General features: G+C 66.3%; 19 protein-coding genes. 4 read left to right on the forward strand and 15 right to left on the reverse strand.

The window, feature by feature from the left end; all coding sequences use genetic code 11:
- Nucleotides 1-26 precede the first annotated feature (26 nt).
- The 6 genes from dhaL to QCE69_RS20370 are packed head-to-tail and all read right to left on the reverse strand — an operon-like array spanning nt 27 to nt 6,761.
- Nucleotides 27-677: a dihydroxyacetone kinase subunit DhaL gene (gene dhaL / locus QCE69_RS20345; RefSeq protein WP_309922335.1), complete on the reverse strand. Its 651-nt coding sequence runs from the start codon at nt 675-677 to the stop codon at nt 27-29.
- Nucleotides 677-1,699 (reverse strand): dihydroxyacetone kinase subunit DhaK, encoded by a 1,023-nt coding sequence (locus QCE69_RS20350; RefSeq protein ID WP_309932586.1) that lies wholly within the window; start codon nt 1,697-1,699, stop codon nt 677-679. Before QCE69_RS20350 ends, dhaL begins: the two co-directional genes overlap by 1 nt.
- Before the next feature lie 10 nt (nt 1,700-1,709).
- A complete protein-coding gene (locus QCE69_RS20355; RefSeq protein WP_309922340.1) occupies nt 1,710-2,642 on the reverse strand; it encodes a TIM barrel protein in 933 nt (310 codons plus the stop codon).
- 16 nt (nt 2,643-2,658) lie between these two features.
- Nucleotides 2,659-4,167, reverse strand: coding sequence for a glycerol-3-phosphate dehydrogenase (locus QCE69_RS20360; protein WP_309922343.1), 1,509 nt, complete (start codon nt 4,165-4,167; stop codon nt 2,659-2,661).
- 21 nt (nt 4,168-4,188) lie between these two features.
- Nucleotides 4,189-5,784, reverse strand: a complete 1,596-nt coding sequence (locus QCE69_RS20365; RefSeq protein WP_309922346.1) for an FGGY-family carbohydrate kinase — start codon at nt 5,782-5,784, stop codon at nt 4,189-4,191.
- Nucleotides 5,784-6,761, reverse strand: a complete 978-nt coding sequence (locus QCE69_RS20370) for a sugar-binding transcriptional regulator (protein WP_309932587.1) — start codon at nt 6,759-6,761, stop codon at nt 5,784-5,786. Before QCE69_RS20370 ends, QCE69_RS20365 begins: the two co-directional genes overlap by 1 nt.
- A gap of 177 nt (nt 6,762-6,938) precedes the next feature.
- Here QCE69_RS20370 and QCE69_RS20375 point away from each other — a divergent pair, with 177 nt between their 5' ends.
- Both QCE69_RS20375 and QCE69_RS20380 read left to right on the forward strand, forming a co-directional pair.
- Entirely contained in the window at nt 6,939-8,456 is a 1,518-nt protein-coding gene (locus tag QCE69_RS20375) for an FGGY-family carbohydrate kinase (RefSeq protein WP_309932589.1), read from the forward strand.
- Nucleotides 8,457-8,472: 16 nt separating this feature from the next.
- Nucleotides 8,473-10,191: a glycerol-3-phosphate dehydrogenase/oxidase gene (locus QCE69_RS20380; RefSeq protein ID WP_309932591.1), complete on the forward strand. Its 1,719-nt coding sequence runs from the start codon at nt 8,473-8,475 to the stop codon at nt 10,189-10,191.
- Nucleotides 10,192-10,199: 8 nt separating this feature from the next.
- Here the strand turns inward: QCE69_RS20380 and QCE69_RS20385 are convergent, their stop codons facing one another.
- From QCE69_RS20385 to QCE69_RS20415, 7 genes are all read right to left on the reverse strand, one after another.
- A complete protein-coding gene (locus QCE69_RS20385; RefSeq protein ID WP_309932593.1) occupies nt 10,200-10,661 on the reverse strand; it encodes a GNAT family N-acetyltransferase in 462 nt (153 codons plus the stop codon).
- A gap of 163 nt (nt 10,662-10,824) precedes the next feature.
- The gene (locus QCE69_RS20390; RefSeq protein ID WP_309932594.1) at nt 10,825-11,148 is read right to left on the reverse strand and encodes a hypothetical protein; all 324 of its coding nucleotides are present in this window, start codon (nt 11,146-11,148) and stop codon (nt 10,825-10,827) included.
- Nucleotides 11,149-11,206: 58 nt separating this feature from the next.
- Nucleotides 11,207-12,544, reverse strand: coding sequence for a chloride channel protein (locus QCE69_RS20395; protein ID WP_309932597.1), 1,338 nt, complete (start codon nt 12,542-12,544; stop codon nt 11,207-11,209).
- 91 nt (nt 12,545-12,635) lie between these two features.
- Nucleotides 12,636-13,061 (reverse strand): MarR family winged helix-turn-helix transcriptional regulator, encoded by a 426-nt coding sequence (locus QCE69_RS20400; RefSeq protein ID WP_309922368.1) that lies wholly within the window; start codon nt 13,059-13,061, stop codon nt 12,636-12,638.
- A 107-nt stretch (nt 13,062-13,168) separates the two neighbouring features.
- Entirely contained in the window at nt 13,169-13,402 is a 234-nt protein-coding gene (locus QCE69_RS20405) for a pentapeptide MXKDX repeat protein (protein ID WP_309932599.1), read from the reverse strand.
- A gap of 66 nt (nt 13,403-13,468) precedes the next feature.
- Entirely contained in the window at nt 13,469-14,245 is a 777-nt protein-coding gene (locus tag QCE69_RS20410; protein WP_309932601.1) for a molybdopterin-dependent oxidoreductase, read from the reverse strand.
- Nucleotides 14,246-14,260: 15 nt separating this feature from the next.
- On the reverse strand, nt 14,261-14,893 hold the full coding sequence (locus QCE69_RS20415) for a cytochrome b/b6 domain-containing protein (protein ID WP_309932603.1): 633 nt from the start codon (nt 14,891-14,893) through the stop codon (nt 14,261-14,263).
- A gap of 271 nt (nt 14,894-15,164) precedes the next feature.
- On the opposite strand from QCE69_RS20415, the gene QCE69_RS20420 reads away from it, so the two are divergent.
- Entirely contained in the window at nt 15,165-15,713 is a 549-nt protein-coding gene (locus QCE69_RS20420; RefSeq protein WP_309922907.1) for a sigma-70 family RNA polymerase sigma factor, read from the forward strand.
- On the forward strand, nt 15,710-16,351 hold the full coding sequence (locus tag QCE69_RS20425; RefSeq protein ID WP_309932605.1) for a DUF1109 domain-containing protein: 642 nt from the start codon (nt 15,710-15,712) through the stop codon (nt 16,349-16,351). Before QCE69_RS20420 ends, QCE69_RS20425 begins: the two co-directional genes overlap by 4 nt.
- Nucleotides 16,352-16,358: 7 nt before the next feature.
- Here QCE69_RS20425 and QCE69_RS20430 read toward each other — a convergent pair whose 3' ends face one another.
- Together QCE69_RS20430 and QCE69_RS20435 are read right to left on the reverse strand one after the other, a co-directional pair.
- Entirely contained in the window at nt 16,359-16,760 is a 402-nt protein-coding gene (locus tag QCE69_RS20430) for a hypothetical protein (protein WP_309814799.1), read from the reverse strand.
- A 15-nt stretch (nt 16,761-16,775) separates the two neighbouring features.
- Nucleotides 16,776-20,015: an adenylate/guanylate cyclase domain-containing protein gene (locus QCE69_RS20435; RefSeq protein ID WP_309932606.1), complete on the reverse strand. Its 3,240-nt coding sequence runs from the start codon at nt 20,013-20,015 to the stop codon at nt 16,776-16,778.
- Nucleotides 20,016-20,067 lie beyond the last annotated feature (52 nt).

The raw sequence follows: 20,067 nt of genomic DNA on the forward strand, positions 1-20,067 counted from the left end.
CACAAAGTGGCTGGCATGCAGCCCGTTCATTCAGTGTCACGCTTGCCCCAGTCGGCGGCGATGACCGCCAGCACCATCGACGCCGACGCCGCGCCCGGATCCATATGGCCCAGACTGCGTTCGCCGAGGCGCGCGGAGCGTCCCTTGGTGGCGACCATCGTCTTGGTGGCTTCCGCGCCCTGCGTCGCTGCTTCGCGCACGCGCTGCATGATGTTGCGCACGGGCAAGCCGTCCGCCATGCCTTGCGATGCACTTGCTGCGGCGGGCGCCCACACGTCCACCATGGTCTTCTCGCCGGTCTCGGCCTTGCCGCGCGACTGGATGCCTTCAGCCATCGCGACGATCAAACCGGGCGCCTCGGCAAGCGGCAACTCGGTGCGCGCGCCCGCCGCTTTCGCGGCGCGCATGAAGGCGGTCGCGTACAGCGGCCCCGACGATGCGCCCACCGCGTTCAGGAAGCCCTTCGCCGCCGCGTTCCACTGATCCGCGAGCGTGGCGTCGGGCGGCAGCGCATCAATGGCTTTCGATGCCGCCGTGAAGCCCTGCTCCATCGCGATGCCGTGGTCCGCGTCGCCGATCACGCCGTCGAGGCGGCACAGTTCGTCGCGGGCGGCGGCGATCGTGCGCGCCAGTTCGCGGAACAATTGAGCGATGTCGGCGGTAGTCAGCGCGGGCATCATGCGGTCCTCTGCTGGAACATCGCGCACTCGCACGGATGATCGATCAGGCGTTGCAACTCGTCGTCGAGATGCATCACGGTGATCGACGCACCCGCCATTTCCAGCGACGTACATAGCGGTCCCACCAGCGTGCGATGCACGACGAGGCCCGCGTCCTTCAGGCGTTGCGACACGCGCCGGTTGAGGATGTACAGCTCCATCAGCGGCGTGGAGCCGAGCGAGTTCACCAGGACCGCGACGCGATCGCCTCGGGCCGCGTTCATCTCGGCAAGGATGGCGTCCATGATTTCGTCGGTGATGGCGTCGGCGGGACGCAGGCTTTCGCGACGCATGCCCGGCTCGCCATGAATGCCCATGCCGATTTCCATCTCGCCGATGGCAATCTCGAAGTTGGGCTGGCGCGTCTGCGGCAGCGAGCACGGCGCGAGCGCGACGCCCAGCGTGTAGGTGCGGGCATTTGCATGGCGCGCGATGCGCTCCACTTCGTCGAGCGGCAGCATCAGGTCCGCCGCCGCGCCTGCCGCCTTGAAAATGAACACGTTGCCCGCCACGCCCCGGCGCGTCTCGCGCTTGTCGCGCGGCGCGGAGGCGATGTCGTCGGTGGTCAGCACCGTGCGCGCCTCGACGCCTTCGAGTTCGAGCATCTCGGTGGCCATGTCGAAGTTCATGACATCGCCGGCGTAGTTGCCGTACATGAACAGCACGCCCGCACCGCCATGTGCGGCGAGCGCCGCATCCACGGCCGGTTGCGGCGGCGGAGAGGCGAACACGTTGCCGATCACGGCCGCATCGGCGAGACCTTGGCCGACGAAGCCGAGAAAGGTCGGCTCGTGCCCCGACCCGCCGCCGATGATCAACGCCACCTTGCCTTCGCGCGGTCCGTGACGCGCGATGATCGCGCGCGGCGCCTGCTCGCTGCGGGTCAACAGATCGCCGTGCGCGGCCATGATGCCTTCGAGCATTTCATCGACGGCGGCGTTGCCGTCGTTGATCAACTTCTGTGTCATCGTGCCTGACATGGCCGGTTCCTCAGAGGTGGAGACTGGCGACGCCAGTATCGAAATGCGGCGCCCAGAAGGCCACCGATTCCGCGATCTGCGCGACCACTTGTCGGTCGGTCGGTTCGCGTTCCTTGAACGACAGTTCCAGACAGATCTCGTTGTCGCGGCCGCCGCCCGCGTGCAGCGCCTCGATCAGCGGTTCCGGTTGAATACGGCCGCGCGCGTTGTGCTCGGCGGTGAAGGGCCGGTGACCGCCCTTGTCCAGCAGCGACTGCTTGATATGGATGATCGGCGACACGGGCGGCACCGCGCGGGCCCAGGCATAGGGATCGAAATCGTCGGGATTGGAACTGGTGACGTCGCCGTGATCGATGTCCGCCATCATCCACATCGGCACGGCCATGTTCGCGGCGCTCAGGCGCTGCTGCAACGCCATGCACGCGTCGATGGTCTCGCCGAACTCGCGGCCGATCGACATCGGTTCCCAGAACACGTACTTCAGGCCCGCCGCCTTCGCGTGCTCGGCCACTTCGGCCCAGCAGTCGATGGCCGTCTGGATGAGCGTTTCGCGGCGCTGTGCGTCGTCGAAATCGCGATAGGTGAAGATCGCGAACTGCGTACCGATGGACTCGCCGCCCAGATCCGCCGTGATGTCCGCGAAGGTCTTGAACCAGTCGATGTAATAGCGGCGCACGTCGGCGTCCGGATGGCCGAAGTGATTCAGCCGCCCGTACGGTCCCGTCATGCCCGAGGTGATGCGCACGCCGGTGCGGTTCAGCGCGGCGCGCATCTCGCGCGTGAGACGGCGCGTCACCGCCGCCGGCCACGACGGATTGATGAACTCGTGCGTCAGCTGCACGTCGCGGATCTTCATCTCGTGCGCGATGCTGTCGATGAGATCCGCCGGCTCGGCGAAGCGGTTCACCAGCGGGTTCGTGTTGAGTGAAAGCGTAAAGGGCATGTTCGTCTCGTAACGTTCAGGCGGATTTGCGCATCAGGCCGTCGAGCCAGGTTTCGAAGGCGGTCTTCTGCGCCGCGCTCATGTGCAGTCCGTGCTTGGTGCGGCGCGTGAGCATGTCTTCCGCCGTCGCGGCCCATTCGTGCGCCATCAGATAGCGCGCCTCGGCTTCGTAGAAGTTCGGCCCGAACTGCTCGCCCAGACCCGCGAGCGAGGTCGCGCCGTTCAGCACTTCCGACGTCAGCGAACCGTAGGTCTGCGTGTAGTAGCGCGTGAGCGGGCGCGGCAACCACTCGTGCGCCGCCTGCAGCGACGCCATGAAACGCGGCACGTCCGCGCCTTCGATATCGCCGCCCGGCAGCGTCGCGGACGCGGTCCAGTCGGCGCCCATCTTCGGGAAGGCCGGCTGGAGCTTTTGCAGCGCATGTTCGGCGAGCTTGCGGAAGGTCGTGATCTTGCCGCCGAACACATTCAGCAAGGGCGCGCCGCCGCTGTCGTCGAGATCGAAGACATAGTCGCGCGTGACGGCGGACGGGTTGCCCTTGCCGTCGTCGTAGAGCGGACGCACGCCCGAGAAGGTCTGCACGATGTCCTGGCGGCGCAACGGATGCTTGAAATAGCGGTTCACCGCCGACAGCAGATAGTCGATTTCCTCGCTCGAAATCTGCACGGTTTCGGGCGCGCCGTCCCAGGGAACATCCGTGGTGCCGATCAGCGCCTTGTCGCCTTCGTAGGCGTTGATGAAGATCACGCGCTTGTCATGGTTCTGCACCAGATAAGAATGCGGACCGTCCCAGAACTTCGGCGTAACGATATGGCTGCCCTTGACGAGCCGCACCTTGCGCGTCGATTGCGCGTTCGCTCGGCCGATCACGTCCGACACCCAAGGCCCCGCCGCGTTGACCAGCGCCCGCGCGGTGACGGTGCGCGTGGAACCATTGCGCGTATCGCGCAGCTCGACACGCCACGCGCCGTTCTCGCGCCGCGCCGCCACGCAGGCCGTGCGCGTCAGCACCTGCGCGCCGCGCTGCGCGGCATCGAGCGCGTTGAGCACGACGAGGCGCGCGTCATCGACCCAGCAGTCCGAATACTCGAACGCCCGGCGATACTCGTCCTTGATCGGCGCGCCTTCGGGCATGCGGTGCAGGTCCAGCGAACGCGTGCCCGGCAGCTTCTTGCGGCCGCCGAGATGGTCATAGAGAAACAGTCCGGTGCGCACGAGCCATGCGGGCCGGTCGCCGGGACTGTGCGGCAGCACGAAACGCAGCGGCCAGATGATGTGCGGCGCGGCGTTGAGCAGCACTTCGCGTTCGATCAGCGCCTCGCGCACGAGCCGGAACTCGTAGTACTCGAGATAACGCAGCCCGCCATGCACCAGCTTGCCGGAGCGCGACGACGTGCCTTGCGCCAGATCGTCCTTCTCGCACAGGATCACCGACAGCCCGCGACCCGCCGCATCGCGCGCGATGCCCGCGCCGTTGATGCCGCCGCCGATGACACACAGGTCCACCATGTCGTTGTTGCTCATCTCAGCGTTCCATGTTCGACGTTAGTTCAGGCTCGCGGGCAGTGTTTCGGGCCGCTGCCGCGCTTTCAGCAGCCGCGCAGTTTCGTCCCACGTCGGCACCAGCGCCTGCCGCGCCTGCCGGTACGCGGGAAAGAGCCGCGCATACAATTGCATGAGGTCGGCGTCGGGCGTCTCGGGCTGGCCGAGCAAAGGCGTCACCCATTCGGCGATGCACGCCTCCATGTCGGGATACACGCCCAGCGCGACGGCCGCCATCATCGCCGCACCCGCCGCGCCGGCTTCGTCGCGCGTGGAGATACGCGTCGGCGCGCCGACCACCGCGCCGAGCACGCCGCGCAACGCACGCGAACGCGTCGCGCCGCCGGTGAGGCGCAGTTCTTCGGGCATCGGTACGCCCATCGAGAGATAACAGTCGCGCGCGGCCATGCCGAGCCCTTCGACGACCGCGCGGAACAGGTCGGGATAGCGGCTCTCGCTCGTCAGGCCGATGAAGTCCGCGCGCGCGTTCGGATCCACGAACGGGCCGCGCTCGCCGGCATCGGAGATATAGGGGTGATACAGGAGCGCACCCGGACGGCCGGCGTGCAGCCAGCCATCGATGCACTTCATCCGGTCCGCATGCGACAGGCTCGTGCCGAACTGTTGCAGCAGGTCCGACGCGAGGTTCAGCACCCAGTCCACGTTCAGCGTCGCGGCCATGTTCGACTGCACCTGCGCCGACATGCCCGGCAGCGGCAGCGCGATCACATAGCCCGTGCCTTCGGCATTGAGATGCACGTCTTCGTTGCGCATCGCGCGCATGTGCATGCCCGTCGAGCCGACGATCGAGCAGCTCGCGCCCGCCGCGCCTTCCGTGTGGATGCCCGCGCCCAGCGCGGTCAGCACGATATCGACAAAGCCCAGGCACACGGGCGTGCCTTCGGCGAGGCCCGTCGCCGCCGCGGCTTCGGCCGAGAGCGGATGCGTGGTTTCCGTGCCATCGACGATTTCCGGCAGCAGGCGCCGGAACGACGTCAGGCCGAGTGCGTCGATCACCGTGTCGTCGTAGCGGCGCGTGCGGAAGTTGCCATACGTGAAGCTCGCTTCCGAAGGATCGGTGGCGCGCACGTCGGTCAGCTTCAGGTACAGCCAGTCCTTGCAATGCAGCGCGACTTCGGTCCGCTGCAACACCTCGGGCGTCGTCGCGGCCATGTGCGCGATCTGCGCGCCCTGACTGCATGACGCGAGGCCGGTGCCCGTCGCTTCGAAGCGCGCCCAGCTGGCAGGCGCTTCCTGCAAACGCCGCACGGTGGCGGCGGCGCGTGCGTCGAGCCAGAGCCAGGCATCGCCCGCCGGACGGTTGTCCGCGCCGACCAGCCAGGTGCCGTCGCCTTGTCCCGTGACCGCCAGCGCGAGCGTGCGCTGCGCCAGTCCGTCGACCTTCGTGCCGAGATCGCGCAGCGTTTGTGCGCAGTCGGCCCAGGTCTGATCGAGCGATTGCGTCGCGGCGCCGTCGGCGCTCGTTGCATAGCGGTTCGGCACGGACGCGACGGCGATCTGCCGTCCCGTCAGGTCGAAGGCCACGGCCTTGATGACCGAGGTGCCCGCATCGATGCCGATCAGAAGGTCGCCGTTCATCACCCTTGCTCCGCGTCGTCGGAGTCTTCGCGCAGTGCGAGCGCGGAGGCTTCGTCGGTAATCAGTCCGCTCAGCAAGCCGCTCTTCAGCACCGCGCGGATCGCCGCGATCTTCGACGTGCCGCCCGCAATCGCGACGATGCGCCTGCCCTTCACGTCGGCGAGAGCGGGCGCAACGGTGCGCGCCGCCAGCGAGGTTTCGACGGACTCGCCCGCCGCGCTGAAGAAATGCCCCAGCAGTTCGCCGCGGCCGCCGCGCTCGTGCACTTCGCTGATCTCGGCGGGCTCGATCATCTGCGACGCGACGAGCTGCGCTTCCGCATTCGCCGTGCCGATGCCGACCACCATCAGATCCGCGTGCGCGGCGAGATCGAAGACCTCGCGCACGCCGCGCTGCGACATCAGCACTTCGCGATCCTCAGCGGTGTTGGCGAAGAACGGCAGCGGCATCACATAGGACACCGCGCCGGTCTGCTCGGCCAGCTTATGGATCACGTCGTAAGGATTGGCGGTGTACTTGCGCGTCACGCCGCCGAGCAGCGACACGAAGCGCACCGTGCCCGCGTCCATGCGCGGCATGCTCGCGACGACCGCCGCCAGCGTCCGGCCATGACCGATGCCGATCACGCCGTCCTGGCACGCCATGATTTCGCGCTGCAGGCACTGCGCGCCCGCGACGCCGAGCGCGCGCAGCGGCAGATCGTCCTCGCCCAGGTCCGGCACCACTTCGCAATAACTCAGACCGTAGCGCTGCGCCAGTTCGGCCTCGAGCCCCACGCATTCCGCCACATCGCCGTCGATGGAGAACTTCACCGCGCCGCTCTGGTTGGCGCGCATGATCAGCCGGTGTGCCTTGAGACTGCTCACACCGAGGCGCGCGGCGACGTCCGCCTGGGTCTGCCCGGCGACGTAATGCAGCCACGCCGCCCGGATCGCCAGGCTTTCATCTCCATCGCGCCTTTCGACGGACTTCGTCATGTGCTCTCCATTTTGCGTGAAGTGATATTTTTTCCACGCGATGAAATTTTTTTCAGTCTGCCCACGATATTCGCGTGCTACCTCGATTAACATCGGCAGTAACCCTAGATGAGCGTCGCGGGCGGAAGAGACCGGACAGGCCCTGCTGCGACGCAACAAAAATCATTCGGAGACACGATGGAGACGTATCTGCTGGGCGTCGACAGCGGTTCGACGGCCACCAAGGCGGTCATCTTCGACACCGCCGGGCGCGCGCTCGCCACCGGTAGCCGGCGTGTGGAACAGCGCCAGCCGCACGCGCGGCATGTCGAGCGCGACATGCACGACACCTGGCTGGCCGCCTGCGGCGCGATCCGCGATGCACTGGCGCAGATGCCGGACGTGTCGATTGCGGCGGTCGGCGTGACGGGTCATGGCGACGGTCTCTATCTCGCCGACGCCGCGGGCACGCCGCTGGGGCCGGGCATCCTGTCGCTCGACAGCCGCGCGTTCGGCGTGCGCGAACAGTGGCGCGAGGCCGGCGTGCTCGATGCGGCGCTCACGCTGACGGGGCAGCAGCCTTATCCGTATGCAGCCGTGAGCCTGCTCAAATGGATTCAGCTCAACGAGCCCGAGCGCTTTGCGCGCATCGGCCATGCGCTGTTCTGCAAGGACTGGCTGCGGCTCTGCCTGACCGGCGTGCCCGCGACGGACCCGACCGAGGCCAGTTCAGCGTTCACGGAAGTGCGCTCGCAGACCTATCACGACGATGTCCTCGCGCTCTACGGACTCGAAGCGATGCGCGGCGCGTTGCCGGAGATCGTGCCGTCCGCCGCGCAGGCCGGGCGGGTCAGCGCACTTGCCGCCGCGCAGACGGGATTGGCGGAAGGAACGCCGGTCGCGTGCGGGCTGCACGATGTCACGTCGAGCGCGGTGGGCATGGGCAACACGGAACCCGGCGTGCTCTCGATCACGGCGGGAACGTTCAGCATCAACGAGATCCTTTCGGATCAACCGCGCACCGATGCGCGCTGGGCGTGCCGCAACGGCACGCGTCCGGGCCAGTGGATGAACATGTCGATTTCGCCGGCGTCGTCGAGCAATGTCGACTGGGCCACGCGCGAACTCTTCCGGCACGAGGCGCAGGAAGCCACGCGGCGCGGCTGCTCGCTGTTCGATCTGATCGGCGACGAAGTGGAAGCGGCCTTCAGCGAGCCGAGTTCGGTCATGTTCCATCCGTTCCTGTTTGGTTCGCCCTTCGAGGAGCCGGCGAGCGCATCGTTCTTCGGCGTGCGCTCGTGGCATCGCCGGGCGCATCTGGCGCGCGCGGTGCTCGAAGGCATGGTGTTCAACCATCGCTGGCATGTCGAGGCGCTGACCAGCGCGTTCCCCGCCGCGCGCGCCGGGCTGACGGGCGGAGGCTCGTCGAGTCCGTTGCTCGCGCAGTTGTTCACCGATGCGCTCGGCGTCGCCGTCGATATCCCCGAAAGCCAGGAAGCCAGCGCACTCGGCGCGGCGCTGTGTGCGGGCGTCAGCGTGGGCGTGTATGCATCGCTCGCCGATGCCGCCGCCCGCGCATGCCGCGTGCAGCGCACGCATACGCCCGATCGTCAGCGTCAGGCCCGTCTCGACGATGCGTATCGCCTGTGGACGCAACTTGCCCAGGCCGTTCAACCGCTGTGGGCGTCGCTCGATCGCTCGGCAAGCGCGCATTGAAGAAGGAGAAGAACCGATGACCGAACGAAGCCGCGACTTCTTTCTCGACCGGCTCAGGCAGAACCCGAAGGTCAGCGTGTTGATCATCGGCGGCGGGATCAACGGCGCCGGGCTGTTTCGCGATCTGTCCATGCAGGGCGTGGACTGCCTGCTGATCGACAAGACCGATTTCGCCGCGGGCGCGAGCAGCGCGCCGTCGCGGCTGATTCATGGCGGCGTGAAGTATCTGGAGACCGGCGAGTTTCGTCTCGTCGCCGAATCCACGCTGGAACGCAATCTCCTGTTGAAGAACGCGCCGCATTTCGTGTTGCCGCTGCAGACGGTCCTGCCGATTCATTCGTACTTCGGCGGCTTGATCGCTTCGGCGCGGCGTTTCTTCGGCATGAAGGCGAAGCTCACCGAACGCGGCGCGATCATCTCGAAGATCGGTCTCGCGCTGTACGACTTTCTCGGGCGGCACGATCGCACGATGCCGCGTCACCATTTTGCACTGCGAGCGCGTTCGCTTGCCTCGCTGCCCCTGCTCGATCCGACCATCAAGGCGACGGCCACGTACTACGACGCGCAGGTCACGCACGCCGAGCGCCTGAACTTCGAACTCGTCGCCGATGGGCTCGCAGCCTGCGATGGTTCGGCGGCAGCGAACTACATGAACGTGGATCGGACGGAAGGTGGCGTCGTCTGGCTGCGCGATCTCGAAACGCGCACGCTCGTCGCAGTTGAACCGGCAGTGACCGTCAATGCAGGTGGCGCATGGATCGACAGCGTCAATGCGGCGCTTGGCATCGAGCGGAAGTACATCGGCGGGGCGAAGGGTTCGCATCTGGTCGTCGACCATGCGGAGCTTTACAAGCAGTTGCAGGGACGCATGGTGTACTACGGCTCGAACGACGGGCGCATCTCGCTGGTCTATCCGTTCATGGGCAAGCTGCTGATCGGATCGACCGATATCCGCGTGAGCGATCCCGACAACGTCCGCTGCGACGACGACGAAGTGGCCTACATGCTGAACGTCTTGCGCGAGGTGTTTCCAGGCGTGATGCTCAGGGAGTCAGACATTCGCTTCCGGTATAGCGGCGTGCGCCCGCTACCCTTCTCCGACGCCGCGAACCCCGGCGACGTCAGCCGCGATCACGTGATGCATGCCGACCATCTGCCCGATGCGCAGACGCCGGTGCTCTCGCTCGTCGGCGGCAAGTGGACGACGTTTCGCGGCTTCGCGGAAACCTCGGCCGATACCGTGCTGACCCGGCTCGGCCGCGCGCGCAAGACAGGCACGCGGCATGAGGCGATAGGCGGCGGACGCGGCTTTCCGCAGGATGCGAAGGCGCGCGCCGGATGGATCGATGAAGCCGTGCAGCGGTATGGCGTATCTGCGTTGCGGGCCGAGTCGCTGTTGACGCGCTATGGCACGACCGCGAGTCGCGTCGCTGCATATTGCGCACAGGGGCCGGACAAGCCGCTCGTCAGCGAACCGGGCCTTACCGCGCAGGAAATTGCGTACCTGTGCAGCAGCGAAATGGTGACCCGGCTCCCGGACCTGCTCTTTCGCCGCACGACGCTCGCCATCTCGGGACAGCTGACGCATGCCTTGCTGCTGGAAGTCGCGGAGATTGCCGCGCAGACGCTGGGATGGAACGCGGACCGCATGCAGACTGAAATCGACGCGACGCGCGAGATGGCGCGCGATCGTCATGGCGTCGTGCTTGAGGCCACCGCGCGCGATACGGCCTGAACGCGTCTTCAGAGCGCCTTGCGATACACGAGGAAGCCCGACCTGTTCGCCACCTGATCGTAGAGCTTCATGGCGGTCTCATTGGTTTCGTGCGTCTGCCAGTAGACGCGTTCCGCGTTGGCCTTCTTCGCCTCGACATAGACCGCTTCGATCAGCGCACGGCCAATTCCCTTGCCCCGCGCCGAACTCAGCGTGAACAAGTCTTGCAAGTAGCAGATCGGACCGGCCATCGTCGTATGGCGGTGATAGAGGAAGTGAACCAGTCCGACAAGCCTGCCCTCGCTTTCCGCGACCATCGCGTGCATCGGTTCATAGCCGTCGAAGAAGCGGCCCCAGGTGATGTCGGTGACCGACTGGGCCAGCGCCGTCTCGCCTGAACGTCCGTAGAACGCGTTGTAGCCGTCCCAGAGCGGCAACCACGCATCGTAGTCGTCGGGAACGGCATAGCGGATGGTGAGTGAAAGGCTCATGTCGATAAGTCCTCGCGGATGGGAGCGTGCAGTATAGGCACGCGCATGGCGCGTTGGGGAGAACCAATCGGGACATCGGCATGGGAGCCATTGCGGAGCCGCAATAGCGTGAAGCGGATCGCGGCGTTGCGCGACCCGCTTCGGACTTCAAGCTACATGAAGCTTATTGCGCCGCAGGCGACTTCACGCTCGGCGTGGCAAGCGTGTTATTGCTCGTCGGCGGCGCGTTCGTGGCGGCCGGATTGGCGTTCGTCGCGCTCGGCAGACCCGAGTTCGGTGCGCGCGTGCCCATGCCGCTGCCAGAGTTGGTCATGCCCGGCGTGCCATAGCCGCCTGTATTGTTCGCGCGATTCACCTGATTGGCGGGGCTCGCCGTGCTGCCTGACGTACCACCGCCGCTGGAGCCTCCGGCGGACTGTGCAAACGCAGCGCCCGACAGCGTAAGTGCGGCGACGGCCGCGATGAGCATACTGTTTGCCTTCTTCATGATCCGTCCCTCCTTGACCTGAATGGGTTTTGAGCGCAGGCCTCAAGAGCCCGCTCGATCATGAGTCAGCAATGACCGTGCCGCGGGCTTGCTTGCTCATGTATTTCTCGGCGAGCGCCTCATACAAGGCCGGCGCAAACAGCTTCGAAACCTGACTGGAAATGAGCGCGGTTGCCATCAAGGACAAAACGAGCGCATGCCCGTTGATCATTTCGATGACGATCACGAACGCCGTGATCGGGCTCTGCGTAACGGCCGCGAGATAGCCGACCATGCCCAATGCGATGAGCATCGGCAACTGCATGTGGCCGAACACGAGATGCAGCGCGTTGCCGATGCCCGCGCCAATCGCGAGCGACGGCGCGAACAAGCCGCCCGGTGCGCCAGGCAGATAGGAACCGACCATCGACGCCATCTTGAGCAGCGGATAGCTCACGCCCAGCTGCGTGTTGCCTTCGAGCATGCCGCGCGCTTCCGCATAGCCGCTGCCGAAAGTATGGCCGCTCGCGGCCACGCCGATCACCGCGATGAACAGGCCGCATGCCGCGCCGAACGCGACGGGATGCAACTGGCGAAAGCTCAGGACTGAAGTGGGCATCCAGCGATGTGTGTTCAGCAGCAGCCAGCAGAAGATCCCGCCCGCGACGCCCGTGAGCGCGCCGACGAGCACGACGGCCAGCGCGAGCGAATTGGGAAACTGCCCGGTCAGGTCGATGGTGCCGAAATAGGTGTAGTTGCCTTGCAGTGCAAGCGAAACGACACCGGCAAAAATGATGGCTGTAATGAGCACGCCGCTCGTGCGTTGCTCGAAGCTGCGCGTGAGTTCTTCGATCGCGAACACCACGCCGGCAAGCGGCGCGTTGAAGGCGGCGGAAAGCCCGGCCGCCGCGCCCGCCAGCGCGAGATTACGTTCCAGCGCGCCGCCGCGCATGCTGCGCAACCGTGCCGGATAGAAGCGGCGCAGGCTGAACATCAGGGCCGCGCCCACATGTATGGTGGGACCTTCGCGGCCGATGGTGAAGCCGCCGAGGATCGAAAGAAACGAAATGGCGATCTTGCCGACCAGGATGCGCAGCGTCAGCAGTCGCGGGCCGAGTTCGCGGCCGTCGTGCAGCATCGCGATGACTTGCGGAATGCCGCTGCCCTCAGACCCCGGAAAGAAGCGGCGCGTGAGCCACACGGCCAGCGCGGAGATGGCGGGCGTCAGCAGCAGCGGCAGCCACCAATACACGGCAATCAAGCGCAGGAAGGCGTCGTAACCGAAGTCGATCAGCCGCGCATACAGGACCGCGATGAGTCCGGTCGCGACCGCGCCCAGCCAGAACACGCCGTAGTGCAGCCACAGCCGCCTGCCGCGCAGCATCGTGCGTCGGTCGATGAATCGAGGGAAGCGCATCGTGAAAACGAAAAGGATAATTTAAGGCACATTGTGACATAAATCGGAACTGTCCTGACTTCGTGCCTTGCGGAAGCGTTACAACTGCGCTTCAAGATGACGTCGGCTGCGCTGCGAACACCCAGGGAAACGAGCCGTAATGGGCCTTGTGTTCGGCCGCGAGCTTGAGCAGGCAGCGCGCGCCCTTGGCCGTCAGATGCACCTGCACCTGGCGTCGATCCGTCTTGTCGGCCTTGCGGGTCACGAGGCCCGCTTCCTCACAGCGCGAGACCAATGCGGCCGTGCCGTTCGGCGCCGCTTGCAGCCGCTCCGCCAGTTCGCCGACCGTGGCCCATTGCCGTCCGGGAAACCCGCGTACGTGCAGCAGCAGTTGATATTGAAGCGTGGTGATGCCCGCCGCGTTCGAGATTTCCTCCGAGACGCGCAGGAACTTGCGCAACTCATAGCGAAAAATCGACATCGCTTCCAGATCGTGCTTGTCCGGAAGCGCGGGCTTGGGTGTGCTGTTCGATGCCATCGGCGATCCTGGTGCGGTGGGGATTCGATGATCATACCCAGCGGGGATCGCATCGCGCAAAGGGTGGCGGAGGATCGGGACGCGCCCGATCCCCGTGTTGCGCCGCGTTACTGCGACATCGCGCCCGATGCCGGATGACCCATGCCCATTGCGTCGTGCTTCTTCATCTTGCCGCCCTTGCCCATCGAGTCGTGCGACATGCTGTCCTTCTTCATGCCGTCCTTGGACATCGAATCCTTTGCCATGGAATCCTTCGACATCGCATCGTTCGTCTGCGCGAACGCGGCGCTCGTGCCGATGGCCATGGCTGCTGCGATCACTACCGTCATCAGTCGTTTCATCTTGCTTCTCCTTGGTCAGTCAAACATGGCATCCGGACCATCCGGAACCGGTGAATGGCGCGGGGCTCACGAGCCGCCGAACCAGTTGTATCCCTGATCGACCCAGTAACCGCCCGGGTACGTGTTCGTCACGAAGATCTCGACGATATGCTTGGGATTCTTGTAGCCGAGCTTGGTCGGCATGCGCAGCTTCATCGGATAGCCGTACTTCGCGGGCAGGCGCTGGCCGTCGTATTCGAAGGTCAGGAGCGTCTGCGGATGCAGCGCTGTCGGCATGTCGATGCTTTCGTAGTAGTCGTCGGCGCAACGGAAGCCGACGTACTTCGCACTCGTGTCCGCGCCCACGCGGCGCAGGAACTCGGAGAACGGCGTGCCGCCCCAGCGTCCGATCGCGCTCCAGCCTTCCACGCAGATATGCCGCGTGATCTGCTCCGCGTGCGGCAGCGCATAGAGCTGCGGCAAGGTCCAGACGCGCTGCCCGGTAATGAGTCCGCCCACCTTCAGCCGATAGTCGTCGCCGTTCACCGCAGGGACGTCGTCGATGCCATAGAACGCATTGAACGGAAACGGCCGCGTGAGCTGCGCCTCGGTGTAAGTGGGCGCCAGACGCTGCGGATCGAACAGCAATGCCTGCGCGCGATCGTTGAGACGCGAGACCGCCGTGAGGAAGGTGTTCACGGAGTCGTTGTCGGTAATCGAGCATCCGGTCAGCAGCGACAGGCCGCCGAGCGTCAGCATGCGCTTGCCGAACAGACGGCGCGACGGCATGTCCAGTTCGCGTCGGGCATCCGCCAGCACGGCCGCGCGGTCTATCTGGACGATGCGCTTCGGTTCGTTCTTCATGATGTGATTCCGTGTTCAGTCATGGCCGCGCAGCATCGTGAGCAGCGAGCGCGGCACGAGCGCGACCATCGCCACGTGCACGACGACGAACGCCGCCATGATCGCCATCGCGCAGAAATGCACGACGCGCGCGCGGTCGTAGCCGCCCATCAGTTCGCGCAGCAGCGGCAACTGCACCGACTTCCAGATGGCCAGCCCCGAGAGCACGAGCACGATCAGATCACCGATGACCACGAGGTAAGCCAGCTTCTGCACCGCGTTGTAGCGGCGCGGGTCGGCATGCGAAAGCTTGCCGCTCAACGCCGCGCCAAGGTCGCGCAGCACCGCGCGCGGCGACAGCGGAAAGAACTTCGAAACGAAGCGCCCGCTCGCGAGATTGAGCGCGAGGTAGACGAAGCCGTTGAAGACCAGCAGCCACATGGCCGCGAAGTGCCATTGCAACGCGCCGCCCAGCCAGCCGCCGAGCGTGATCGACGGCGGAATGACGATGCGTTCGAACACCGGCGACGCGTCATAGATGCGCCAGCCCGAGAACATCATGATCAGCGCGGCGAACGCATTGAGCCAGTGCGTGACGCGCAGCCAGACCGGATGCACCGGGGCGCCGGGCTGCCGCAATGCATTCGGTGGCGCATTCAAGGTGTCCATGCCTGTTCTCCCTTTCGTCCGATGTGGGTTAGTTCGCCGCCCGTGCCGCACCGGTTACAAGGACGCGAAAAAATTAACGGCGCCGCCTGTAACGCCCGGCAAGCCGCGGACGAACTAACAGGAAGGAAAGGGGAAGGAGAACCCGGAGATGATTCGGAACAACGCCATTGCGGCGCACCATGCCATCGGCTATTCTGAAACGCTCGATCCAAAACGCGGCAGCGCGGCGCTTGGAAACAATTCGTCCAGCCCTTTCCCTTCAACACGCTCCATGGCGCACGATGCCGAAATCCGTCTGAAAGCCTTGCTCACCGGCGGGCTCGAAGGCGACCAGGCCGCCTATCGCGGTTTTCTGCAACTGCTCACGCGGCATCTGCGCGGCTATCTGCGCAAGCGCTTGCCGCATCGGCCCGATGACGTGGAAGACCTCGTGCAGGAGATCCTGCTCGCGGTGCACAACGCGCGCCATACCTGGCGCCCTGAAGAACCGTTGACGGCCTGGCTGCATGCCATCGCGCGCTACAAGCTGATGGACTTCTTCCGCGCCCACGCGCGCCGCGAAGCGCTCAACGTGCCGCTCGACGATCACGAAGACCTGCTCGCCGCCACCGACGACGACCCCGCCCGCGCCCGTCATGACATCGGCAAGCTGCTCGATCATCTGCCGGACAAGCAGCGCCTGCCGATCGTGCACATGAAGCTGGAAGGCTTGTCGGTGACGGAGACGGCGCGCATCACGGGGCTGTCGGAATCGGCGGTGAAGGTGGGCGTGCATCGCGGCCTCAAGGCGCTCGCGGCTAAAATCCGGGGACTGCGATGAATACCGACGACCTCATCTCCCTCCTCTCGAATCAAGTGACGCGTGTGGATCGCGCGGCGGTCGCGCGCCGCTTCATGCAGGCGCTGCTGGCCGGCGCGCTGGGTTCGCTGATCCTGTTGAGCCTCGTGTTCGGGCTGCGTCACGACCTCGGCGAAGTGGCCCGCTCGGGCATCTTCTGGGCGAAGCTGGCGTTTCCGCTGGCGGTGGGCATCGGCGCGCTGCTTACGCTCGCGCGCATCGGGCGTCCGGGCGCGCGTGCCGGTCTGGCCTGGGCGCTCGTCGCGCTGCCCTTCGTGGCGGTGTGGGGCGCCGGCTGGATGGTCTTCGAGCATGCCGCGCCCACCGCGCGCGCGGCGGCCGTCTTCGGCCACACGTGGCGCACCTGTCCGTTCAATATCCTGCTGCTGTCCGTGCCCACCTTCCCGGCCGCGATGTGGGCCATGCGCTCGCTCGCGCCTACCCGGCTGCGGCTGGCGGGCGCCGTCGCCGGCTTGCTGGCCAGCGCGACGGCAACGGTCGTGTATTGCCTGCATTGCCCGGAGATGAGCCCGGCGTTCTGGAGCGTGTGGTACGCGGCCGGCATGCTGATGCCGGCCTTGATCGGCGCGTGGCTGGGGCCGAGGCTGCTGCGCTGGTAGAAGACCGCTACGCGAAGACGCGCGCCCAGAGCGCACGAACGCGGCGGGCGCGGTCTTCGAAGACGTAGGAACCGAGCAGCGTCAGCACGCCCGAAGCGACACCGGTGATGATGTGCTCCACGAACGGCAGACGATAGTGGCTCGTGTGCGCATAGACGTCGCCGATCGCCGTGAGCAGGCCGACGAGCGCCGCGTTGCCGAAGCGGTTTTCGAACAGCCTCGCGGCCGGCGTGAAGGTCAGGAGGATCGCAAGGATCCCGGTGAACAGTCCGGTGCGCAGCGCGTTCGCCCAGTGCGCGCTGCTCGTGATGAACTGCCAGCTGCCCGGCATGCAGGTCATGCAGGCGCTCGTCGGTTGCCAGAACCGTTGCGCGAACAGTCTGACGCGGGTCTTCCAGTCCATTTTCATGCTCGGCGTCCTTGTTCAGCGGCTTTGTTCAACTTCGACAAGCGCACAGGCGATGTCCCGTTGCGCAAGCAGAAAGCCCAGTTCTGTTGCTTCGACGTCGAGACGTGCGACTTCGTTCAGCACGGCCTGCCCTCGCGTGCCCTTGCCAACCGCCGCGAGCGCCCGCGCCCGTGCCACGAAGAACGCGGAGAAGCGCGACGGCTCACGGCGAGCATAGGCTTCGAGCGCGTCGGCATGATGCAGGGCGGCGTCCCAGCGACGATGATCGATACAGGCGTCGATGGCATCGCGCCGGAACAGGAAGTGATTGTGACTGACCGCGCCGGCCGCGAGCACGGCCTCGCCTTCCGCAAGCGCCTGGTCAAGTTGGTCCGGATCGCGGGTCACGCGGGCAAGCGTGCCGAGATAACTCGCGCCGAGATAGGCCATGCCGGTTTCCCGGCTGATAGCCAGCGCCGCGTCGATATCCTCCAGCGCCTCACGCCGCCTTCCCGCCACGCGCTGCAACTCGGCGCGCAGCGCCAGCGCCTCGCCTTCGAAGCGTCTCGACTTGAGTTCCAGCGCGCAGTGCAACGCAGGTTCGACATGCTCCCATGCGCGCGCCCACTCCGCGCGATCGTGCAGGCAGTGCCAGGCCGCGTGATGCGCGACAGCAAGCGCCCGCAGATGCCCCACCTTCTCCGCCGCGGCGATGCTGGCCAGCGCGGCATCGAGTCCGCCGCGCGCGTCGCCGGTGAACCAGGCCGTGATGGCACGCATCGGGCGGTTGGCGACTTCGATCCGGCCAAAGCCGTGGCGTTCGCATAGCTCGATGCAGCGGCTGAACGCATCGTGTGCGCTGATCAGGCGGCCGCGCAGGTATTCGCCGTCGCCCAGCCCGCCGAGCGCGGCCGCTTCCTGTTCGGGGTCGGCGGCGGCGCGGGCGAGCGCGAGACTCTGGCCGTGTTCTCGCACGCAACCGTCGCTGTCGCCGCGCGGGAAACACAGGTTGCCCCGCAGGAAATGAATGCGCGCGGCCTGCGGCAGCAAGCCCTGGGCATCCGCGACGAGAGCGGCCTCATCGAGGTCGGCCCAGGCGCCTTCGAGATCATCGATGACCCGCTTCACGGTCGCGCGTCCGATCAACGCCTGGCAGCGCTCGGCGTCCGTCGCGGCATCGGCGAGCGCGGCTTCGAACGATGCCAGCGCCGACGTCATGTCGCCGGCATCATGCAGGACCGTGCCGCGCAGACACGCCAGCGCCACGCGATCGGCCGCGGCGCGCGCCTGCTGCAAGCCGCGTTCGACGAGCCGCAACGCCACTTCGTAGCGGTATGCGGCCGCCTGGGCGCGCGCGGCGTCGCAGTATGCGCGCGGCGCCTCGCGGTCCGCTGCGCGATCGAGATGTTCGGCGCGCAGGATCAGGTCATGTTCGCCGTACCACTGTGCCGCGCGGCGATGCCACTCGCGGCGGCGGCTTTTCAGCAGGCCGTCATAGACGGCATCGCGAATCAGCGCGTGATGAAAGATGAAGCCCGTGCCCTCGCGGCGCAGCAGAAGTGACGCGGTGAGCGGTTCCAGCGCGGCCGATGCGCCATCGACGAGATGGTCCAGCACGTCGCTCTCGACCCACTGGCCCAGCACCGACGCCGCCTGCAAGGCGGTCCTGTCGGCGGGATCGAGCCGGTCCAGGCGCGCTTGCACGAGACTTCGCACCGTGCCGGGAACGCCGCTGGTCTCGTCATCCTGCGCATTGTCGAGCAGTTGTTCGAGAAACAGCGGATTGCCCGCTGCCCGCGCCATGCAGCGCTCCGCGACATCCTTCGACGCCGCCGGGAACGCGCGCGCCATTCGCTCGGCTTCGTCAGCGCTGAGCGGCGCGAGATCCATCTGCAACGCGCGCGCGCTGAACGCTTCGGGCCAGGACAGGTCGTGTGCGGGTCGCACTGTCATCGCCAGCATGACGGGACACGCGCACGCCGCCTCCGACAGCATGGCGAGATCGCGTCGCGTCGAAACATCCGACCAGTGCGTGTCTTCGACGAAGATCAGCCGGGGACGCTCGTGCGCGGCGCGCTGCAAGAGATCGCGCAACACATTGGCTCGGCCACGCAGACGCATCGCGCTGTCCATGGCCTCAAAGACCGTGCGCTCATCGAGCGTCATCGGCATGTCGAGCAGGTCCTTGATGAACGGCGCGTCCTCGCCTTCGATCGCGCCGCTGGTCTGCGCGTCGCTTGCTTCTTCGAGTGCGAGCAAGCCGCGCACGATCGATTGCAACGCGCCGCGCCCCATGGCCGCACCGAAGTCGAGCACGAGGCCGCCATGCACGGCAAATCCTGCTTCGGCAGCATCGCGTTTCCACTCTTCGAGCAGGCGTGTCTTGCCGAGCCCGGCTTCGCCGCTGAGTATGACCGTCCGTCCTTGTCCGCTCGCCCGGCACGCCGCGAGCATGTCGCGAAACTGGCGCAGTTCGTCATCGCGGCCGACGAACGGTCGCACGGATTGCGTGGCATGCCGCAAGCCCGCAAGGCACCACGCCGCAACCGGCTCCGCGAAGCCTTTCACGCTCAGCGCCGCGCGCGCGACGCAATCGAAACGCTCGCCCAATGCACGCCGCACGCCTCCCGAGATCAGCACTTCCCCGCGACCGGCCGCGCCGGTGAGGCGCGCGGCAAGGTTGACGGTCTCGCCGGTCACGGTGTACGCGCGATGGGTCGCGCCACCGGTGCCGCTCGCCACGACCTCGCCGCCCGCAATGCCGATGTGTACCGCCAGCGGCCAATCGGGTTCGCGGTCCAGCGCCGGCATGGCGTCGAGGATCGAGAGCGCCGCGCGCACCGCGCGTTCGACATCGTTGCCATGCGAGACCGGCGCGCCGAACACGGCCATGCTCGAATCGCCGATATGTTTGTCGACGTGACCGCCATGCTGCTCGACGATGCGGTCTACCTGCTCGAAGTAACGGTCGAGCACCGCGACGACTTCCTCCGCATCCACCGAGCGGCTCATTTCAGTGAAGCCGCACAGATCGGCGAACAGCACCGTCACCTGACGCCGCTCGCCCAACTTCGCGCATGAGACGTCATCGTGAGCACGCAGGTCGGCCAGTGCATCGAGCAGCTTGCGGCGATGTCCCACGGACACGACGCCCAGATCCTTGAGATCATCCGCGGTCAGATGGCGCAGCACATCGGCGTCGATGGCGTTCTCGCGGAACACCGTCACGTAACGTTCCATGCCAAGGCCGTGCAGCCAGAGCGCGATGTCCATCATCCCTCCCGCCAGGAAGGCATACGCACCCTTTCAACATAGCAGGTTCTGACTG

The organism is Caballeronia sp. LZ032 (assembly GCF_031451315.1).
Classification (GTDB): domain Bacteria; phylum Pseudomonadota; class Gammaproteobacteria; order Burkholderiales; family Burkholderiaceae; genus Caballeronia.

Bases quoted from the DNA above. Each gene is read 5' to 3' on its own strand.
- dhaL (WP_309922335.1), bottom strand. From the start codon at position 677: ATGCCCGCGCTGACTACCGCCGACATCGCTCAATTGTTCCGCGAACTG.
- QCE69_RS20350 (WP_309932586.1), bottom strand. From the start codon at position 1,699: ATGTCAGGCACGATGACACAGAAGTTGATCAACGACGGCAACGCCGCC.
- QCE69_RS20355 (WP_309922340.1), bottom strand. From the start codon at position 2,642: ATGCCCTTTACGCTTTCACTCAACACGAACCCGCTGGTGAACCGCTTC.
- QCE69_RS20360 (WP_309922343.1), bottom strand. From the start codon at position 4,167: ATGAGCAACAACGACATGGTGGACCTGTGTGTCATCGGCGGCGGCATC.
- QCE69_RS20365 (WP_309922346.1), bottom strand. From the start codon at position 5,784: ATGAACGGCGACCTTCTGATCGGCATCGATGCGGGCACCTCGGTCATC.
- QCE69_RS20370 (WP_309932587.1), bottom strand. From the start codon at position 6,761: ATGACGAAGTCCGTCGAAAGGCGCGATGGAGATGAAAGCCTGGCGATC.
- QCE69_RS20375 (WP_309932589.1), top strand. From the start codon at position 6,939: ATGGAGACGTATCTGCTGGGCGTCGACAGCGGTTCGACGGCCACCAAG.
- QCE69_RS20380 (WP_309932591.1), top strand. From the start codon at position 8,473: ATGACCGAACGAAGCCGCGACTTCTTTCTCGACCGGCTCAGGCAGAAC.
- QCE69_RS20385 (WP_309932593.1), bottom strand. From the start codon at position 10,661: ATGAGCCTTTCACTCACCATCCGCTATGCCGTTCCCGACGACTACGAT.
- QCE69_RS20390 (WP_309932594.1), bottom strand. From the start codon at position 11,148: ATGAAGAAGGCAAACAGTATGCTCATCGCGGCCGTCGCCGCACTTACG.
- QCE69_RS20395 (WP_309932597.1), bottom strand. From the start codon at position 12,544: ATGCGCTTCCCTCGATTCATCGACCGACGCACGATGCTGCGCGGCAGG.
- QCE69_RS20400 (WP_309922368.1), bottom strand. From the start codon at position 13,061: ATGGCATCGAACAGCACACCCAAGCCCGCGCTTCCGGACAAGCACGAT.
- QCE69_RS20405 (WP_309932599.1), bottom strand. From the start codon at position 13,402: ATGAAACGACTGATGACGGTAGTGATCGCAGCAGCCATGGCCATCGGC.
- QCE69_RS20410 (WP_309932601.1), bottom strand. From the start codon at position 14,245: ATGAAGAACGAACCGAAGCGCATCGTCCAGATAGACCGCGCGGCCGTG.
- QCE69_RS20415 (WP_309932603.1), bottom strand. From the start codon at position 14,893: ATGGACACCTTGAATGCGCCACCGAATGCATTGCGGCAGCCCGGCGCC.
- QCE69_RS20420 (WP_309922907.1), top strand. From the start codon at position 15,165: ATGGCGCACGATGCCGAAATCCGTCTGAAAGCCTTGCTCACCGGCGGG.
- QCE69_RS20425 (WP_309932605.1), top strand. From the start codon at position 15,710: ATGAATACCGACGACCTCATCTCCCTCCTCTCGAATCAAGTGACGCGT.
- QCE69_RS20430 (WP_309814799.1), bottom strand. From the start codon at position 16,760: ATGAAAATGGACTGGAAGACCCGCGTCAGACTGTTCGCGCAACGGTTC.
- QCE69_RS20435 (WP_309932606.1), bottom strand. From the start codon at position 20,015: ATGATGGACATCGCGCTCTGGCTGCACGGCCTTGGCATGGAACGTTAC.